The organism is Psychrobacter sp. APC 3281 (assembly GCF_030407815.1).
Taxonomy (GTDB): domain Bacteria; phylum Pseudomonadota; class Gammaproteobacteria; order Pseudomonadales; family Moraxellaceae; genus Psychrobacter.
Genome location: NZ_JASDCS010000006.1, coordinates 214,160 through 232,644, shown reverse-complemented (window position 1 = coordinate 232,644; position 18,485 = coordinate 214,160). Strand labels below are relative to the sequence as shown.

At 43.7% G+C, this 18,485-nt stretch carries 16 protein-coding genes; 3 read left to right on the top strand and 13 right to left on the bottom strand.

Annotated elements, in window-relative coordinates; all coding sequences use genetic code 11:
• Positions 1-9: 9 nt before the first annotated feature.
• The 3 genes from QL886_RS06495 to QL886_RS06485 form a co-directional block, all read right to left on the bottom strand.
• Complete coding sequence (locus QL886_RS06495; protein WP_102091653.1) at positions 10-678, bottom strand: ABC transporter permease subunit; 669 nt, start codon at positions 676-678, stop codon at positions 10-12.
• A complete protein-coding gene (locus tag QL886_RS06490) occupies positions 675-1,421 on the bottom strand; it encodes an amino acid ABC transporter permease (protein ID WP_057758328.1) in 747 nt (248 codons plus the stop codon). The genes QL886_RS06495 and QL886_RS06490 overlap by 4 nt, the downstream gene beginning before the upstream one ends.
• A gap of 97 nt (positions 1,422-1,518) precedes the next feature.
• The gene (locus tag QL886_RS06485; RefSeq protein WP_290178062.1) at positions 1,519-2,493 is read right to left on the bottom strand and encodes a glutamate/aspartate ABC transporter substrate-binding protein; all 975 of its coding nucleotides are present in this window, start codon (positions 2,491-2,493) and stop codon (positions 1,519-1,521) included.
• 376 nt (positions 2,494-2,869) lie between these two features.
• Here QL886_RS06485 and QL886_RS06480 point away from each other — a divergent pair, with 376 nt between their 5' ends.
• Together QL886_RS06480 and QL886_RS06475 are read left to right on the top strand one after the other, a co-directional pair.
• Positions 2,870-3,850 carry an Hsp33 family molecular chaperone HslO gene (locus QL886_RS06480; RefSeq protein WP_290178061.1) on the top strand — a complete coding sequence of 327 codons (981 nt, stop codon included), beginning with the start codon at positions 2,870-2,872 and terminating at the stop codon, positions 3,848-3,850.
• A gap of 238 nt (positions 3,851-4,088) precedes the next feature.
• Positions 4,089-4,853 carry a hypothetical protein gene (locus QL886_RS06475; protein WP_290178060.1) on the top strand — a complete coding sequence of 255 codons (765 nt, stop codon included), beginning with the start codon at positions 4,089-4,091 and terminating at the stop codon, positions 4,851-4,853.
• Positions 4,854-4,899: 46 nt separating this feature from the next.
• On the opposite strand, the gene QL886_RS06470 is transcribed toward QL886_RS06475, so the two are convergent.
• The 10 genes from QL886_RS06470 to QL886_RS06425 all read right to left on the bottom strand — a co-directional run bounded on the left by QL886_RS06470 (position 4,900) and on the right by QL886_RS06425 (position 16,742).
• Entirely contained in the window at positions 4,900-6,393 is a 1,494-nt protein-coding gene (locus QL886_RS06470; RefSeq protein ID WP_290178059.1) for a hypothetical protein, read from the bottom strand.
• Positions 6,394-6,629: 236 nt separating this feature from the next.
• The gene (locus tag QL886_RS06465) at positions 6,630-8,846 is read right to left on the bottom strand and encodes a PhoX family phosphatase (protein WP_290178058.1); all 2,217 of its coding nucleotides are present in this window, start codon (positions 8,844-8,846) and stop codon (positions 6,630-6,632) included.
• Between the two features lie 297 nt (positions 8,847-9,143).
• A complete protein-coding gene (locus QL886_RS06460; protein WP_290178057.1) occupies positions 9,144-9,860 on the bottom strand; it encodes a fumarylacetoacetate hydrolase family protein in 717 nt (238 codons plus the stop codon).
• A gap of 143 nt (positions 9,861-10,003) precedes the next feature.
• Positions 10,004-10,729: an ABC transporter permease gene (locus tag QL886_RS06455; protein WP_101205569.1), complete on the bottom strand. Its 726-nt coding sequence runs from the start codon at positions 10,727-10,729 to the stop codon at positions 10,004-10,006.
• Between the two features lie 12 nt (positions 10,730-10,741).
• Positions 10,742-11,476 (bottom strand): ABC transporter permease subunit, encoded by a 735-nt coding sequence (locus QL886_RS06450; RefSeq protein WP_057758316.1) that lies wholly within the window; start codon positions 11,474-11,476, stop codon positions 10,742-10,744.
• 608 nt (positions 11,477-12,084) lie between these two features.
• On the bottom strand, positions 12,085-13,032 hold the full coding sequence (locus tag QL886_RS06445) for an ABC transporter substrate-binding protein (protein WP_290178056.1): 948 nt from the start codon (positions 13,030-13,032) through the stop codon (positions 12,085-12,087).
• Positions 13,033-13,104: 72 nt separating this feature from the next.
• On the bottom strand, positions 13,105-14,007 hold the full coding sequence (locus QL886_RS06440; RefSeq protein ID WP_290178055.1) for a transporter substrate-binding domain-containing protein: 903 nt from the start codon (positions 14,005-14,007) through the stop codon (positions 13,105-13,107).
• Positions 14,008-14,159: 152 nt separating this feature from the next.
• A complete protein-coding gene (locus QL886_RS06435) occupies positions 14,160-14,960 on the bottom strand; it encodes a transporter substrate-binding domain-containing protein (RefSeq protein WP_180958123.1) in 801 nt (266 codons plus the stop codon).
• A gap of 330 nt (positions 14,961-15,290) precedes the next feature.
• A complete protein-coding gene (locus tag QL886_RS06430; RefSeq protein WP_057758311.1) occupies positions 15,291-16,088 on the bottom strand; it encodes an ATP-binding cassette domain-containing protein in 798 nt (265 codons plus the stop codon).
• A gap of 348 nt (positions 16,089-16,436) precedes the next feature.
• Complete coding sequence (locus QL886_RS06425) at positions 16,437-16,742, bottom strand: hypothetical protein (RefSeq protein ID WP_290178054.1); 306 nt, start codon at positions 16,740-16,742, stop codon at positions 16,437-16,439.
• A gap of 431 nt (positions 16,743-17,173) precedes the next feature.
• On the opposite strand from QL886_RS06425, the gene QL886_RS06420 reads away from it, so the two are divergent.
• Positions 17,174-18,475, top strand: coding sequence for a glutamate-5-semialdehyde dehydrogenase (locus QL886_RS06420; protein WP_290178053.1), 1,302 nt, complete (start codon positions 17,174-17,176; stop codon positions 18,473-18,475).
• Positions 18,476-18,485: the final 10 nt, after the last annotated feature.

Below are 18,485 nucleotides of genomic sequence, written 5' to 3'. Positions count from 1 at the left end.
TACGCTATATTAAAACCGCAAACGCTTCTGTAATTGTTGCACACCAATAGAAGCACTTAAGCTAATCACAAAATAGACAGCACCAGCACCTAAGATATACGGCGTGAGTAAGCCCATTAGCTCACCGCGAACGTAAGCTGCGCGGAAAAAGTCGGTCAAACCAATGGCAAATACCAGCGTCGTATCTTGGAATAAAATAATACATTGCTGCAAAATCAATGGCAGCATCTTACGAAAGGCTTGTGGCAAGATGACCAGACGCATGGTCTGCCCATAAGTCATGCCGAGCGCTTTTGCCGCATTGACCTGCCCGCTACCAATCGATTGAATACCAGCACGCACCACTTCTGAGAAGTAAGCCGCCTCAAACATCATAAATGCGACCACACAAGAGGCAAATGCCGCATCGAGTTGCAGGTACTTACCCGCTACCCAAAGATAAATCATCGGTACAGCAAAGTAGAACCATAGCAGTACCAGTAGCAGCGGCACGGAGCGAAAGTAATTGACGTATAGTTTAGCTGGAATCTCAAGCGCTTTGATACCTGACAAGCGCATTAATGCCAGTATGGTACCTAAGCTGATACCGCCCAAAATAGCCAAAAACAGCACTTTTAAGGTGGTAAGCATGCCGCCCATCAAACCAGGATAGGCTGTTGCCAATTCGGTCATATTCATTTCTGACCTCCCGCAATAAGCCCAGGCACACGCAATTTACGTTCAATCAATCCCATAATAGCGATCAAGGATAAGTTGAAAACCAAATAAATAATCGTCGCGTAAGTATATATCTCGATACTATTTTGAGTATATTCGCTGATGGTTTTGGTTTGGCTAATCAGCTCCATTACCCCCACTAGCGAGGCCACAGAAGCGTTTTTGAAACAGTTGGTTAACTCAGAGCTGAGCGGTGGCAAGATAATACGAAATGCTTGCGGTAGCAGTACTTCTTTATAGACTTGTGGAATACTAAACCCTAACGCGTAGGCTGCGTTAATCTGTCCATCTGGTAATGACTCAATACCTGTCCGTACCTGTTCAACGATACGAGCAGCGGTAAATAAGCCCAAACCAATACTGGCTGATAACATGGCTGAAGTATTCGGAGACAAATCCTTATACCACCATTCTTGTATCGTCGGCGTGAGCCAGCCAGGCGCGATATAAAACCAAAAAAACAGTTGAACAAGCAGTGGAATATTACGAAAAAATGTCACATAAGCCGTACCGATTGCACGAGCAGTCTTGTTGGGCAAGGTGCGCATGATACCGAAAATAGTACCGACGACCATAGCGATGGCCCAAGCGATACTGCCAATTAATAGCAGCCAGCCAAGACCTGTAATCATCCAATGGATGTAGAGCTCGTTGCCAATACCAGTCTGCTCAAAGAGCACACCCCAGTTCCAGCTATAATTCATGGTTGTCTCTCCGAGCAACGATTGATAAGCCTATACGTCAAATAAAATTACTGGCTATCTGAACGTATAGGCAAGCTATGTTGAGGGACAATGAGCGTTACTGCGCTGCTGCTTCTTTAGGCTGAGCGCTGTCATGCGGATTGGCAATCAATGCCTTTAAGTTGTCTGACATCTCAAAGTTTAGATTGACGTTCTTTGGTGGGATTGGGTTCAAGAACCACTTATCATAAATGCTATTGATTTCGCCTGAACTAAACACATTAGCAAGTGCTTCATCGACCACAGCTTTGAATTCAGGATCATCTTTACGCATCATACAACCATAGATTTCAAACGATTGCGGCGTACCGACGATGACCCACTCATCAGGATTTTTTGCTTTGGCTTTTTCGCCCGCGAGCAATACATCATCCATCATAAAGGCATCAGCGCGACCATTTTCTAGCATTAGGAAGCCTTCGCCATGATCTTTTGCTGAGATGATATTGGTATCCATTTTATTATCATCGTTGTACTGACGGATATAACGCTCTGAAGTCGTGCCTGCTGTCGTTACCAGAGTTTTGCTTTTTAGGTCTTCAAAATCTTGAATACCAGAATCTTTTTTGGTCAACAGACGCGTACCAATTTCAAAGAAACCGTTTGAGAAAGCGACTTGCTTTTGACGTTCTTCGTTATTGGTGGTTGAGCCACACTCAAAATCTACCGTGCCGTTTTGTACCAATGGGATACGAGTTTGCGAAGTGATTAGGTTATAGCGAACGTTAAGGTCTGGCATGTTTAGCTTTTGCTTAACGGCTTCAACCACTTTCATTTCCAAGTCGTGAGCATAGCCAATCGGTTGGTTAGGATCATCAGCAATATAAGAGAAAGGAATAGAGGAATCACGGTGACCGACGACAATAGTGCCAGAGTCTTTAATTTTCTGTAGCGTGCCGTTGGTGGTGGTTTCGGTCGTCGCTGCATCATCTGCTGGCGCATCAGTGCTGGTCTGGCTGCTGTTATTACATCCCGCTAAGCCTAATGCCATAACAGCAGCTAAAGTCAACGGTTTGGAAAATGAGTATGTCATGAAATACATCCTTTTATCGCAAGATTGAGTGAGTGCTTGGACGACATAGGTCTGATTGACCCGACTGCCCCGCATCCGTACGGTTGTTGCTGTTGTTTATCACAATGCAACTTAATGTTACTGTACAACAAATTTGCAGTAGAGGGTGAATTTTTTTTGAGAGAGTACATATTTATGAATATATTTATATTCTAACTATAAGATGATGGCTTATAGCGGCTATCTACTCAGAGTTTTGTACAGACAGCTGCTTGGTTTTTTAAGCCTATTATTAACTTTTGCTGCTTATAATCATCAAAACAGTCTACTAAGTGAGATTGATAAATCAGCAGTAATCCCCATAAAGCAAACAACTTCTCTATACTACAAATGACTTATGACTCAAGATATCCCAGTCCCAAATACGGACAGCCAAACTATTGGCAACCATAGCAGCAACGACATTCGCCAACGTTTCTTTGTTGAAGACTCGCCCGTGCGCGGTGATGTGGTACGCCTATCACGCAGCTACGCGAGCACGATTGCACAAAAGCCCTATCCTGAAGCCATCAAACGCTTATTGGGTGAGATGCTGACGGCAGCGAGTTTGCTAATCAGTACGGTAAAAATCAACGGCCGCCTATCTATTCAGTTGCAATCATCAGACAGTGACAGCTTACTAAACTGGGCGATGGCAGAATGCGATCAAGACGGTATCATTCGTGCGCTTGCTAGCTGGAAAGGCGAGACGGATGAGCAGGTACAAGCGTGGGACAATATGACCCATGCCAAAGAAGCGTTTGCTGAACTTGGTGCGATGGGACAAGGCGTATTGTTTATCAATATTCAGCCTGATGGCGGTGAGCCATACCAAGGTATCGTTGAGCGTAGCCATGACAATCTAGCGGACTGCTTAGCGCATTATCAAAAGCAATCAGCACAGATTCCAACGTTGATTAACTTGGCATCTGACGGCTTGCAAGCCGGAGGTATCTTGGTACAAATGCTACCGCGTACTGCTGAAGAAACGTCTGAAGTTGAGCAAAACCAAGATGCGGGTATCGACGATGATTTATGGACACGCTTGTCTGTATTGACGCGCACGGTAAAAGCAGAAGAACTAACGACACTGGATGCTAACGAGATACTCTATCGCTTGTATCATGAAGAAAACATCGTGGCACCTGAGCCTGCGCCTCTATCATTTGGTTGTACTTGCTCACGCGAGAAATGTGAAATGGCAATCGAGCAAATCGGCGAAGCGGAAGCGTTAGATATCGTCGAAGAGCAAGGCGGTACATTCGAGATGGATTGTGGATTCTGCGGTGAAGTCTATAAGTTCAATAAAGATGATGTAGCAGCAATATTTGCTGAGTAAGTTTCTTACTTACTATAAATCAGCCTTTATAGAAATACAAAAACCCCTCAAGTGTGATGCTTGAGGGGTTTTTTGTTTTTAAATGACAACTTTATTAAACCGGATTATTTTTTAGTTTCATTGCTATAATCAATTGTAGATAACTTGATTAAGATGAGCTAAAACAATGAACTATAAGAAGATAGATTGGGCAGTAATTTGTACTGTTATATGGGTAATTTTTTGGCTAGCTCTTCTAATGAAAGGTTTCGATAGTGTTGAAGGGTTTGGCGGACTAGGTGCCTTCTTATCAGGAATTTTTGCACCGCCTGCGTTGCTATGGTTTTATAAAAGCTATCGAATACAAAGCAACGAATTAAAATTGCAGCGAGAAGAGCTAACTTTACAACGTAAAGCATTAGAGCAATCCGTATTGGCTCAAAAAGGCTCTGAAACAGCCCTAAATGATCAGTCTAAAGCTCTGTTTCGTCAGTTAGAAATTGTTGAGAACCAATATAATGACTACTTGAAAATATTAAACTCTAAACGGCCTTTGTTTGATATCGTATATCAGGGATTGGAAGAAGAAAGAAAACCTTTTGAAATGGAGTCTATTTTTACTAATGGCCGTACTATAGAAAGAACTAAAGTTATTAGAGTTGAGTACGTTATAGTACTTTCAAACTCTAGAGCAAACTGTGTTGTAAAAAGAATTTTGGCATCCGATGAATTTGAAACTTATATTAAGACTTACACTGGAATCAATTTACGAATGGATGATAATGAAATAGAAAAAATATTTCACTCTTCTGCTGAACATATTACATTAATATGTAGACTGAGTCTTCCGCCAGAAGCAAAGCGCCATCAGCATACTGAAGAAGCCCTCAATGTATTAAGTGGTGAACAAATCAATATTAATTATGCATTTGACAATCAGTACGCTTCTGATACTTACGAATTCTATAAAGACGGAAGTGATCAGCTTAAAATCAAGCTACTGGCAACTGATAAAATCAACTAGGCCAACAACAAGTGGTATAAAACAAAACCCATGTTAAACGCAATCACTACACCGCCACATCTAAACTTCTAGGATAAGAATGTATGCGCGGACGTCCGGCATAGTCACTTCGACCATTATCAAGTAGCCATTCAACGACTTGTTCGCGCACTCGTCTACTATGGATTAAGTTCATATGATTGACGCCATAAAACACTGCTTTGTGACCATCTGGCACAAACAAAGCATGCTCAGCATCATCTTCACCTAAGGCTGAAGCCACTGATACCAAGCTGTCTCCTAGCAGATCCGTTACCTTAGAGTCATAATGCGTCTCAAGCAAGGCACTAGCGACAAAGTAAGTCTTGATACCACTTGGCAACCGTGCAGGATGGCGAAAGTCTTGTGGTAGTACGCTACGTCCTTCTAGTGCTTTCCAATCTGCATCTCGAATACTGCCATGACGTAGATCAATGATACCGGCACTGCGCATATCCCCAAGCTTGGCCAGTGAGCCTGCAAAAGGCAGCTTGGCAATGATGTCTTGCACATAATTACCGATACGCTCAAGCACTGCCCCATGATGCGGCGAACCTAGCGTAATGAGATTGCCCACGCGCTTGATCCAGTCTAGACGGTCTTGCTCGCCATAAAACAGTGCGCTGCGAGAGACCAAGCCGCCCATACTATGTCCGACCAGATCTATCTGACTGATATTTGGGTTGTCATCGACTAGCGCTTGTAGCAATTGAGAAAACTTACGACCGCTACGAGAGATACGGCGACCTGTATTGTAATCCAAATACAACACCGTGGTATCAGGTTGGCTGATGTGAATGGCCTCACCTAAATCATTATCCGTTTGTGCTTGCCAGCTCAAATGACTCATACATAAACCATGGCTCAAAATAACGATACGGCCTGATAGTACTTCATTTTGTGGCTTGCCGTCTTGAGTGTATAGCATCATCGGAATGGCGAGCGCATTTTGATTATTGACAAGATGGTCACCCATGACACCATTGAGTACATTCACCAGTTTTTTTAGTGAATCTGGTAGAGGCTGCACTGACTTTTGGAGAATCAGGTTTTTGTATATGCGTAGTACAGACGCCAGATTATTACCGACCATCTGCATCACATGACGTATCGTGCCATAAATACGTCCAGTAAATCCGCGTGACCATTTATTTAAATGTTTGTCATTGAAGCGGCCTAGCGGACGCAGAATAACTTCACGATGGATAGCTTCTACGATTTCTGTAATCTCAACCACACCCATGGTGGCAAGCTGCGCCAATCCTTCAAAAAAATCAGCCAAAGACACAGGTGTTTTGTTGATTTCATCGCTGTCATCTGAATCTGCTAGTAGCTTAACCAGTTCATCCATATCAATGGCTTCGAGTTGGTCGATTTGCTCATATAGATGACTATGTAGCGGTACACTCGCATCTGGAACAAAATGCGCATCGAGCTCATGATGAGTACGAGTATAGCTGCTATCATTTTGAGCGTCGCTGTCACTAACACTGTCGTTATAAAACACCTTTGGACTGCTCATAATATTTGCACATTCAGCGAAAAAAGTAATGGTCTATATTATCCTGTAACTGCAGCAAAGAGAAGTGAATGGTTTGACTTTAGAGCGGGATGACGACTAGCAGAGCTAGATAGGTGATAGACGGTCTCTTTAACTATTAAATCAATATAATAATAAAAAATCCCAAGCCTTAACTTGGGATTCTTATGGTTATGAGCATTTTGGTTGTTTCTATTATCCGCCTATAGCTTATCTATCTATGTCGTGCTATCAGCTGTATCAAATGATTCTGCCAGTATGACATCACCATCCTCGCGAGTAATCATCACAGTCGCTGAGCGAGGTATACTACCACCAGCGACAGCGCCCCACGTATTGCCAGGATGCTGAATATTGATAAACAGCGTTTTGAAATCTGGCGCCATGGTGATACCTGTTACTTCGCATCCTTCAGGACCAACAAAGAATCGTTTGATATTGTCATTGCTGGCAGATGTACCGACTCGGGTCGACTGCCCTGCCGATGTGGTCGTCATCGATCCATCACTGACCTTACCCGGTAGTGCCGCGAGCAACATACAGCTACTGGTATCAGTATAAGCGCCGTCATCTGTCTGAATCCATAAGACACCGCGCGGGTCAAAATATAGCCCATCAGGTGAAGAAAAGTCATTATTATCATTTAATTGAGAAAGGTTTTCTGCTGATAAGTCACTTGGCGCACCAAACAGATAAATATCCCATTCAAAGCTCGTTGCGGCATGGTCACCGCCTGCTTCTGCCCAGCGAATAATGTGACCATTGTCATTACCAAGTGCTTTTCCGCTTGACTGATAGCTACGCGGATTGGAAGCTGAGACAGGCTGATCGTCACGTACGCCGCGATATTTGTTATTGGTCAATGTCACATAGACATCGCCCGTCATAGGACTGACCGATACCCATTCAGGTCGATCCATTTTGGTAGCACCAGCGGCATCGGCAGCTGCACGGGCAAAGACCAATACTTCATCCTGTCCATTGAATGGCAGTACACTATTAAAAGCATCCAGTCCGTTTTGACCATGGACGAGAGCTTTCCACTCCCCGCTACCGTCTTCATTAAATACCGCCACGTATAGCGTGCCGTTATTCAGATATTTGTCACCTGCTTTTAGTCCGCCGCCGATGTCCGAGTTGGACCACATCGCTTTGGAGACAAACTTATAAATGTACTCACCTCGGGCGTCATCACCCATATAGAATACCACTGGCTTACCTTGCTCGACAGGAGCATACGCGCAGTTTTCATGAGCGAATCGGCCCAGTGCGGTACGTTTTTGCGGTATAGAGTTTTGGTCAAATGGGTCAATTTCAGTAATATAACCAAAAGTGTTAAAGCCATAGCGATAATCTTCCGCAGCACTGGCACCGACTGCGGTCATATCCCAACGTGAGAACTCGTCTGCTATCTTGGCATCCTTTGCCTCTGGGGTATGCCATAGATACTCCCATCCTGGGAAGTCCTCCACCGCACCGTAGCGCTCGCGCGCATAGTTATCACCAGCGCTCAATTGACTAGCATCCTGTCCACGGGCAAACACCCCCAAGAAATTCTCTTCGGTAGTCAGATAAGTACCCCACGGTGAAAGACCTGCGCCGCAGTTGTTATTGATACCACGAGTCTGATAGCCTGTCGGGTCAAACTTGGTCTTGACCAGAGCAGAGCCTGCCACAGGGCCAGCCAATTGTGCTGTTGTACTACTGGTAATACGGCGATTGTATTTAGAGTCAGGTACCATCTCATAACCCATACCATCTGCGCGGCGAGTTAACTCAACCACCGAGACGCCATGACAGTTGACTTCGCGGCGGACGTCGCTTGCAAGACGACGGTTTTGAAAAATAGGCGCAGCATCGTTATCTTGAGTGACGTAATAGCCAAATGGACTAAGCTCACTGCTGTTAACGTATTCATGGTTCATGACTAGCAAGCTATTTTCTGACGCTTTGGCATCGTAAGCGTTACCGTTCTTGCCAAAGAACCACATCCCATCATGGTTGTCACCCATACGCCATTCAAATGACTCTGCTGATTGCTCGCGATTGTCTTTCCAGTCCTCGATACCAGAGTTCAGTGGTGTACCAAGTGGTAATATCATCTCTGCCTTGTAGCCTGCTGCTACGGTCATTGTTTCCGCTGTTGAATGCGCGACTGCCTCAAACTTTAAGGTATCAGGACGCTTTAAATCACCTTGTGCAGGGATAGCGGCATTATCGTCATCACCAACAATACTGCTATCGTCGTCTTCACTACAACCGACCAAAGGTAATGCGCCAAAAAACGCAGCAGCCGTCAACCCTGTGCCACCTTTTAGGATACTACGGCGGTTCAATCGACGATTGATAATCGTCTGAAAGTCAGTATTGTTAGTAGGATTTGAGTCTTCAACCACTTCGTGGGCAAGCGTTCGCTCATTGTTCAATAATGTCATTATCAGTCACCTTGCTATTAGGCTAGATTGGCAGAGAGTTGATCGCGGCTTTATAATTACGACCACAAAAATACGAATTCCGCTTAAGTCTACTCAACCTTTATGACAGTACGCTGAACAATAGATGACAAAATAATGACAATCGACTGTACTGATGATTATTGAAAAATAGAATGGTTAGATAGTTAGAGCTGTTTGGCAGTTAGCAAATTTAAAAAATAAATATAAAGGCTTAAAAGCAAAAACCCCAAGCAATTGCTCGGGGTTTTTAATATGCGTTTGTTATTGCAATCAATCTTACTGTACTTGCGACACCCACTCATGAGCACCCAGTTTTAGTTTAAGCTGATCGCCTGCTTGCAACACACCAACGCCGCTTGGCGTGCCAGTCATAATCACATCCCCTGCTTGCAAGCTGAAGGCGTGACTGATATTGACCAGTAATTCATAGACAGGAAATAGCATTAAGGCACTATCGCCATCTTGCGTTAACTTATCATTGATAGATAGCTGATACTGTACATTCTGCAGATTGCCAAACGCTTGTGGGTCGAGCCAATCAGCAAGCACGCAGGCTCCGTCAAAACACTTAGCACGCTCCCACGGATGACCTTTTTCTTTTAGCTTGCTTTGCAAATCACGCAAGGTCAAATCCAGCCCTAATGTCACGCCACCAATGGCTTGCTTAGCTTGCTCAATCGTCGCCCTAGATAAACCAGCTGATAGCTGAATACATAGCTCGGCCTCGTAGTGAGTCTCGCCAAATAACTCTGGACTTGGGCGAACCACATCACCACGGATAGAGACCACTGAAGACGCAGGCTTCATAAACAGTATCGGCGTAGTTGGTACTTCATTGCCCAACTCTGCAGCATGTGCCGCATAGTTGCGACCAACACAGACGACTTTACCAATAGAAGCACGTAATCTTTCATTATGATTGATAGCGCCCTGCTCGGCATTGACACCAGCTGCAATGGCGTTCGCTAATAACTCGTGTGGCGATTGGCTCATACTAAACTCTCCCTGTAAATGATGGCTATTTTATCAGCAGTCCCTACTATATTGTCTACAGTGACTTTGACGATTTTTAGTTGCTAACTATTAACTATTAACTATTAACTATTAACTATTAACTGTTAACTGTTAACTGTTAACTATGGAATCGTATTAGTCACGACATCTGGTGGTACATAACTGGCATGACGGTTCATACGTTTTTCAAACATTCTAAAGCTAAACAAGATAACCCACGATAGCAATAGATAGACGATACCAGCGGCAAAGAATAGCTCCATCAAGGTATAGGTACGCGCACTAATCGTACGAGCAACACCTGTGATATCCATCAATGCAATAGTCGAAGCTAGCGCACTACCTTTGAGCATAAAGATAACTTCGTTACTGTATGCTGGAATCACAATGCCAAATGCGCGCGGCAGCGTAACCCGTGTTAGCTTTTGCCATTTTGACATACCAAGTGCATCAGCAGCTTCAAGCTCTCCAATAGGAATCGTTTGAATCGCACCGCGTATAATTTCGGCTAGATAAGCACTGGTATTGAGGGTAAAGGCAATAATGGCACACCAATATGCTTGGCTAAGTACTGGCTCCCATAAGAACGACTCGCGTACGGCCTCGAACTGACCCAAACCGTAATAAATCAGGAATATCTGTACCAGCAGCGGCGTACCACGGAAAAAGAAGATATACAGAAACGGTAGTATCTGTACCACCCAATTCTTAGACAGTCGTAATAACGCCAAAACCAAACCAAACAGCAATCCAATCACACCTGAAAACAAAACCAGCTGTACGGTCAATACCGCGCCGCCTAGTAAATCAGGGATATGGTCAAAAATGACCTGCCAATTCCAATCCATAGTATCTCTCCTCTACCCTATGGTCGATTGACTGTGAGTGGATTGACGGCTTATCTTTTTGGCATAGCGTGCCGCAGGATTGGCGCGCCACTCAAGCCACATCATAAAGCCAGTAATCAACATGGTCAGACCCAAATAAATAATCGCTGCTGCCATATAAAAGGTAAACGGCTGCTGTGTAGACTGTGCCGCACGCGATGACTGATACATGATGTCCTTGAGACCCACGACCGATACCAATGCGGTATCTTTGAGCAGTACCAGAAATAAATTTCCCAAACCTGGTAAAGCAATCTGCCACACTTGCGGCAACGTGATGCGATAAAAAGTCTGAAAAGGACGCATACCAATCGCTTGCGCAGCCTCTCGCTGCCCTACTGGAATCTCTTGAATGGACATGCGAAAAATCTCAGTCGCATATGCACCAAAAGCAATAGACAGTGCCATGACACCACCCCAAAAAGCGCTAATCTCGACATAGTCGTTATAGCCGAACTTTTTGAGGATGCTCATCAATAAGATAGAGCCGCCATAATAAATAAAGAGCACCAATAGCAGCTCAGGAATACCGCGCATCGTCGCAGTATAGACAGTCGCAAGTTTACGCAGCAACCAGATATTGGACATCTTTGCGGTTGCGCCGAGCAAGCCTAAAGCCAGACCAATGATTAAACTGGTTACAGCTAGCTGTATGGTGACGGTAGCGCCGCTTAATAAAAGCGCGCCAAATCCTTGTAAGTCAAACACGATTATCCACTCAGTCTCTTTATATTAGCAATTAGGGCATGTCTTCAATTCAATCGATAGACATCTAAATGGTTTAAAAACGGCTAAATCTTGCCAAACGGCGTCAAAAAGCTGACTAATATCTCGATATTATTTGCGCTATTTTCCTTGTTTGACTGCAATTTATCTCATTTTTATTACCATTTTTAAAATGAAGACACGCCTTAGCAAAATATGAGTTAAAAGAATCAGCATCAATAGCTGAACGCGGCGAAACACCGTATTTTATACCAAATCAATAGGGATGGTCGGCGTCAAAAAATGACGTCAGAAGAATACGATTAACGCTGCGATAATTGACACAGTAGAAATGAGCGCTGATTTTATCATATTCACTCGCTGTGATGTTAATACTGACGCGTAAAAGCTGTGCCTAAACCGTACTTAAACAGACACTTGCCTCTAGAGATATACAATCAGCCGACTAAATTTGAGCAAAATTGATAGGCGGCTATTATGTATATTCGTTGCTATAACGACAAATAAAAAAGGACATCACCATCATGGCGATATCCTTTTATTGATCAAAACAATATTTTTTGACTGCTATCTTTGACTACTGTTAGCTATTAACTAGCGTTTTCTGTCGCTGGTTGCTCGGCAGTATTTGTATCTGTTCCTGTATTTGCGTCTTCATCAACTGTGCTCGTTGCAGACGCTGGTATCGCAAAGTACTTTTGATTGATCTTATCGTAAGTACCATTAGCCTTTATATTAGCAAGAGACTGATTGATCTTTGCTTGTAGCGGATCGCCTGGACGTACTGCTATCGCAAAGTTATCATTAATATCGATCTCATCACCTTTTAGCGCATATTTGCTACCAGCATTTGAGCTCAGCCATTCTATCGCAGGCAGCTTATCAGAAATCATCGCATCGACACGGTTTGAACCGAGATCCAAAAACGCATTGCTCAACGTATCATAAAGCTTCATATTGGCTTTTGGATACGTGTCTTCTAGCCACTGCGATGAAATGGTTGAACGCTGTGCAGCAATAGAATGCGAGTCGATATCGCTGTTGTTACTAGGGTCAAAGCTACTGTCTTTTTTGGCTAAGAAAACCAAGGCATTGCTAAAGTACGGATCGGTAAAGCTCACCTGCTGCGAACGCTCTGGAGTAACAGACATCGCGGCCACGATTGCATCGTACTTACCTGCTTTTAAGCCAGGGATAATACCGTCCCAGTCCTGCGCTACAATCTCACAAGTAACCTGCATATCCGCACAAAGTGCATTTGCTATCTCAACATCAAAACCACCCAGTGTCCCATCGGCATTGGTATAGTTAAAAGGTGCATAGGCCCCTTCTGTACCGATGCGTAATACATCACCTGTAGACGCTGCCGTTGTGTTGGTAGCCTCTAGATTGGTATCAGCTGCACTCTCTTGGCTATTGCTACAGCCAGCAACGGTAAAGGCCGTCGCTAGTGCGAGCAATGACATAGACAGACGACTGGCTACATTAATGTTAGATTTGTCAGTCGTGGTACAGATTGGGGCACAATGGTTGCTCATGATCATCCTTGGTTTTTTCTTGAGTAAACAACACGTCTTTAAACAACAGCAGTAAAACTGCTAAATATCGTATTAGTTAGCTGGTGCTTCTTCTTCAGCGACCACTACTTCTTCGACACTATCAGTTGTTGCTACCGCTTTTTGTGCTGCAGCCGTTGAGCTAGTACCAAAATAGCTACCCGTGATTTGATCGTAGGTGCCATTGTCTTTTAGCTCAGCCAATGCTGCATTGAACTTAGCAACTAACGGATCGCCTTTACGGAAAGCAATACCCATTGCATCATCATTGGTGCTGATTTCTTCACCTTTGACTTCGTAGCCTTTGCCTGCGTCTGTTTTTAACCAGTCAATACCCGTTACTTTGTCAGACATCATACCGCGCACGCGACCTGAGGTCAGATCTAGATAAGCATTGTCTTGCGTATCGTATAATTTGATATCAGCATCTGCATGCTCGTCTTGTAGGTATTGCGAGGCAACAGTTGAGCGCTGTGACGCAATTGGTAGACCTGTTAGCGACTCAACACTTAAATCATCACCTTTTTTACCGATCAAAATGATACCGCTATGGAAGTAAGGATCACTAAAATCAACCACTTCTTTACGCTCAGGCGTGATAGACATACCTGCGATAGCTGCATCAAACTTCTGTGCGTTAAGCCCTGGAATCAAACCATCCCAATCTTGAGAGATGACTTCACACTCAGCTTTCATTTGTGCACATAATGCGTCAACCAGCTCAATCTCGTAACCAATCAGCTTGCCATCTGCATCGGTATAACTGAAAGGCTTATAGCTTGATTCTGTCGCAATTTTGATATTCAAAGGCGCTTCAGTAGCGGTATCAGCTTCAGCATTTTCTGCTGGTGCTGAGCTATTGTTACAACCTGCCAGCATTAGCATTAGCATTGCTGCGCTAAGTGGTGCTAGCCACAATGCTTTTTTGCTCATTGATGATGTCATTGAAATTGTCATAAGTTTTATTCCTTAATATATTTACCAGCTGTATCGTCCATCACTGCTTGCTGATTTATGCTTATAAACATCGTTTATTTGAAACATGCCCAGTTTTAAGCATTACTCGCATCAAACGTTATTTGTTCTAAGCATAAATCTTCAGTGAGTCATTATTGACCAAAGTTCATCTGCTCAAGACGTGCAAGCTCACCGTTACTACGGATTTCGCTCAATGCTTTGTCAAAGTCAGCTTTGAGTGAGTCACCTTTACGTACAGCAATGGCAATATTGTCATCGTTATCAATTTCATCACCAACGATACCGAAGCCCGCTGCGTTTTCTGCTAACCATGATTTGGCAGAAACTTTTTCGGCCAGTACGGCATCGCTACGACCAGATTTTAGATCTAGATAGGCATTGTCATAGTTGTCATACAATTGAACTGTGTTGCCTTCTTTGCCTTCGTAGTTATCCTGTAGATAAGCACCTGGAGTAGTAGAACGTTGACCACCAAGCGTTGCATCTTTAATCGTCATAGGATCAAAACCACCATCCGTATTGGTCAACCATACCATCGTATTGGCAAAGTACGGCTCGCTGAAATCAACTTTTTCCTGACGCTCAGCAGTGATAGACATACCTGCAATCACAGCATCATATTTCTGTGCCAATAGACCAGGGATGATACCGTCCCAGTCCTGTGCAACGATTTCACACTTTGCTTGCATTTGATCACACAAGGCATTGGCAACATCGATATCAAAACCTGCCAAGCTGCCGTCAGCGTTGGTGTAGTTGAATGGAGGGTAAGCGCCTTCGGTGGCGATACGAATGGTTTTACCAGTGGTTTCTGCTGCAGGGGCGTCAGCGTTGGTATCGGTAGTTTCATCGGCAGGTTGGCTACAAGCGCTCAACATCAATGCAGCAGTAACGGTCATTGATGACCACAATAGGCGAGAATTCGACATCATACGTTCCTTAAATTCTGATGGGTTTTACATAAGTTTTTGACAGGATTTTCTGACTTAGGGTTCTGATATTTTGTTCTCTGACGTCCCTGCCAGACAAGCAATATAGATAGCAGAATAACAGACAGCCACGAGACGCGACGGCCTATAAACCTTTTGATAATACCTGAGTAAAATATCAAAAACAAACGTTTTGCATACTCATAGTTATCATTGGGCAATAAACAGTCAACAATGGTTACGTTACAGTGATTTTAAATATGGCAGGGCAAATGATGGCAAGAGCGTTGCCACCATTTGTATTAGACATGATATTAAGCAAAAAACTAATAATTAAGTAGGACGGTGTGATGCCATAAAGTCTTTAACACGCTCAGAGGTAGGGTTATCAAAGACTTGCTCAGGTGTGCCAATTTCTTCAACTACACCTTGGTGTAAAAAGACGACTTTGCTTGATACTTCACGGGCAAAGCGCATTTCGTGAGTAACGATAAGCATCGTACGCCCCTCTTCTGCTAGCTCGCGCATTACCGCAAGCACTTCGTTGACCAGTTCGGGATCTAGCGCAGAGGTTGGTTCATCAAATAATAGGACTTGTGGCTGCATAGCAAGCGCACGGGCAATAGCGACACGCTGACGCTGACCACCAGATAAGTTGGCAGGATAAGCGTCTTTTTTGTCAAGCAGACCTACTTTATCAAGCAGTTTTTCTGCATCGCTAATTGCTTGGTCTTTTTTAATCTTTAAGACCTGCGTTGGTCCTTCGATGATGTTTTGTAGGATTGTCTTATGCGGCCATAGGTTAAAGTTCTGAAAGACAAACCCAACGCGTGCACGCAAGCTTTCTAGCTGCTTCACATCTGCTGCTTGCAGCTCACCTGATTTGGCAGGTTTTAGCATCAGCTCTTCATTACCGATCAAGATACGACCATGATTTGGGTTTTCTAAAAGATTAATACAACGCAGCAACGTCGACTTACCTGAGCCAGATGAGCCCAAAATAGAGATAACATCGCCATCATAGGCAGTCAGGGATACCCCTTTTAATACCTCTAATGAGCCGTAGCTTTTATGGATGTCTTGTAAGTCTAGGGCGATAGGCCGAGTCGGGTTTTTTGCAGTATCAAGCATGGTTCAGCAGACTTCCAATAAATATGAGTGAAAACACGAATAAAATAAGAGCTATATCTATATATAGTACAAGCATCTAGATGCATTATCGTAATATGCCTGATGAGGCAAAGAGAAAAATGCCATATTGTCTCTTATTACGCAGTAAAAAGGCAAATATTGTATTTAACCAACGGGTTAATCAGATTCTAACAAACCGCGAATACAAAAAAGCCCAGACTGCATTTATCGCTCTGGGCTTTATTTTATCACTTTAGAATACGAGACGTTGTGTTATCTGATAACTGCCTATTTATAGTATGTGCTTAGTACATTTAATATGGCGCTAGTACATTCTATAGCATGCGATTAGTACGTCGATACATGCTCTGAATCTTCAGTACCGTCTATCATATCCGCATCTTCTGCTGTCGCCACTGCCACATCATCATTATTGGTAACGTCCATACCCTCATCATCAGCACTAGCAACGGCCACATCGTCATTGTCGCTCGCTGTTGCACTTTCTTCTACAGAGGTTTGAGCGTCTACGGTAGTATCAGCTTCAGTTTCCATCGGTGTGTCATCTTTTTTGCTACAAGCGCCTAATGCCAAAGCGCCTGCCATTAGACCAACCGTTAACCAATTTTTATAAGTTGTATTTTTCGTAGCCATGTCCGTTCTCCATCACTCATCATAATAAGATTAAGTACTATCTACTGATAGCCTTACTGTTTTAATGCTTACTATACTGAGGATATCTCGCAGCTACCTTAGTATTTACAGCGCAATTCTGTTAAAAACACGTAAAGATATAGTGTAGTACTGATAACGCGCTTATCTTAAATAAACACCGCTTAGCATGAACAATATTACTTTGAATAAGCCCCTACAAGAGCGCTGTAAAGCGGATTCTGTTCACAAAATCATCTTTACTATCGTCTCAATCTGCTCTATGTTAAATAGCATAATGACCTACCGCTACCTAAGTAGGCATTCAAAACTTCTTTTTTTGCGACATTTTTCGCCTTTGTAGGTACTTTTACCTATATAAAATTGGGCGCTTTTAGTTATAAAAAACCTGTATCACATAAGGAAAATAATTTATGAGTCAATCGAATACTACGGATATTACGACCTATATGCAGTCTGTCGGCAAGCAAGCAAGAACTGCTTCTCGTGCACTGGCTGCTGCCAACACTGGCGATAAAAATTCAGCACTATTAGCCATTCATGATGAACTGGTCAATGCCAAACAAGACATCTTGGCTGCCAATAAAATCGATATGGACAACGGTCAAAAAAACAATCTTGATAGCGCACTCCTCGATCGTTTGGAGCTGAACGAGGCACGATTTAACGGTATGCTACAAGGACTTAAAGATGTCGCTGGCCTTCCTGACCCAATCGGTGAAGTCACTGACATGACCTATCAGCCATCAGGTATTCATTTGGGCAAAATGCGAGTGCCACTTGGTGTGGTTGGTATGATTTATGAGTCGCGCCCTAACGTGACTTTAGAGGCTGCCTCATTGGCGCTCAAATCAGGCAACGCCATTATTTTGCGCGGTGGTTCTGAAGCATTTGAATCTAACCAAGCCATTGCTAAATGTATCATTAAAGGTCTTAGCCATACTGACCTATCGGAATATAGCGTGCAAGTGCTACAGACGACCGATCGTGCAGCCGTTGGTGAGCTGATTACCATGACTGAATATGTCGATGTCATCGTGCCACGTGGTGGTAAAGGTCTGATTGCGCGTATCAGCAACGATGCAAAAGTACCTGTGATTAAGCATTTAGATGGTAATTGCCATACCTTTATTGATAGTGATGCGGATCCTGAGATTGCGATTAAGGTCAGTGTCAATGCCAAAACACATCGCTACGGCACTTGTAATACGATGGAGACGCTACTGGTCGATGAAACAGTCGCAGATAAGCTATTACCTAAAATTGCAGAAGCCATTGTCGATGCTGATGACGCAATGCAACTACGCCTTGATGACAAATCACAAGCTATCCTAAATGACAATGCTAAGCTTAAAGGTCATCTATCAGCTGCCACTTCTGAGGATTGGGATACTGAATACCTAGCCCCTATCCTAGCGGTAAAAGTGGTCGCAGGTATTGATGAGGCGATTGAACATATCAATACGCACGGCAGCCATCATACCGATGTCATCATCACTGATAACTATACCAAGTCGCAGCGCTTCATCCGTGAAGTGGACTCGGCCAGCGTTATGATTAACGCTTCTAGCCGTTTTGCTGATGGTTTTGAATACGGTCTCGGTGCTGAGATTGGTATCTCAACGGACAAAATCCATGCCCGTGGTCCTGTCGGTCTCGAAGGTCTGACTTCACAAAAATGGATTGTTTATGGTCATGGCGAAACCCGTGCTTAATCATATCAGC

Bases quoted from the DNA above. Each gene is read 5' to 3' on its own strand.
- QL886_RS06455 (WP_101205569.1), bottom strand. From the start codon at position 10,729: ATGGATTGGAATTGGCAGGTCATTTTTGACCATATCCCTGATTTACTA.
- QL886_RS06495 (WP_102091653.1), bottom strand. From the start codon at position 678: ATGAATATGACCGAATTGGCAACAGCCTATCCTGGTTTGATGGGCGGC.
- QL886_RS06490 (WP_057758328.1), bottom strand. From the start codon at position 1,421: ATGAATTATAGCTGGAACTGGGGTGTGCTCTTTGAGCAGACTGGTATT.
- QL886_RS06465 (WP_290178058.1), bottom strand. From the start codon at position 8,846: ATGACATTATTGAACAATGAGCGAACGCTTGCCCACGAAGTGGTTGAA.
- QL886_RS06480 (WP_290178061.1), top strand. From the start codon at position 2,870: ATGACTCAAGATATCCCAGTCCCAAATACGGACAGCCAAACTATTGGC.
- QL886_RS06445 (WP_290178056.1), bottom strand. From the start codon at position 13,032: ATGAGCAACCATTGTGCCCCAATCTGTACCACGACTGACAAATCTAAC.
- QL886_RS06430 (WP_057758311.1), bottom strand. From the start codon at position 16,088: ATGCTTGATACTGCAAAAAACCCGACTCGGCCTATCGCCCTAGACTTA.
- QL886_RS06475 (WP_290178060.1), top strand. From the start codon at position 4,089: ATGAAAGGTTTCGATAGTGTTGAAGGGTTTGGCGGACTAGGTGCCTTC.
- QL886_RS06460 (WP_290178057.1), bottom strand. From the start codon at position 9,860: ATGAGCCAATCGCCACACGAGTTATTAGCGAACGCCATTGCAGCTGGT.
- QL886_RS06440 (WP_290178055.1), bottom strand. From the start codon at position 14,007: ATGACAATTTCAATGACATCATCAATGAGCAAAAAAGCATTGTGGCTA.
- QL886_RS06425 (WP_290178054.1), bottom strand. From the start codon at position 16,742: ATGGCTACGAAAAATACAACTTATAAAAATTGGTTAACGGTTGGTCTA.
- QL886_RS06435 (WP_180958123.1), bottom strand. From the start codon at position 14,960: ATGATGTCGAATTCTCGCCTATTGTGGTCATCAATGACCGTTACTGCT.
- QL886_RS06470 (WP_290178059.1), bottom strand. From the start codon at position 6,393: ATGAGCAGTCCAAAGGTGTTTTATAACGACAGTGTTAGTGACAGCGAC.
- QL886_RS06420 (WP_290178053.1), top strand. From the start codon at position 17,174: ATGAGTCAATCGAATACTACGGATATTACGACCTATATGCAGTCTGTC.
- QL886_RS06485 (WP_290178062.1), bottom strand. From the start codon at position 2,493: ATGACATACTCATTTTCCAAACCGTTGACTTTAGCTGCTGTTATGGCA.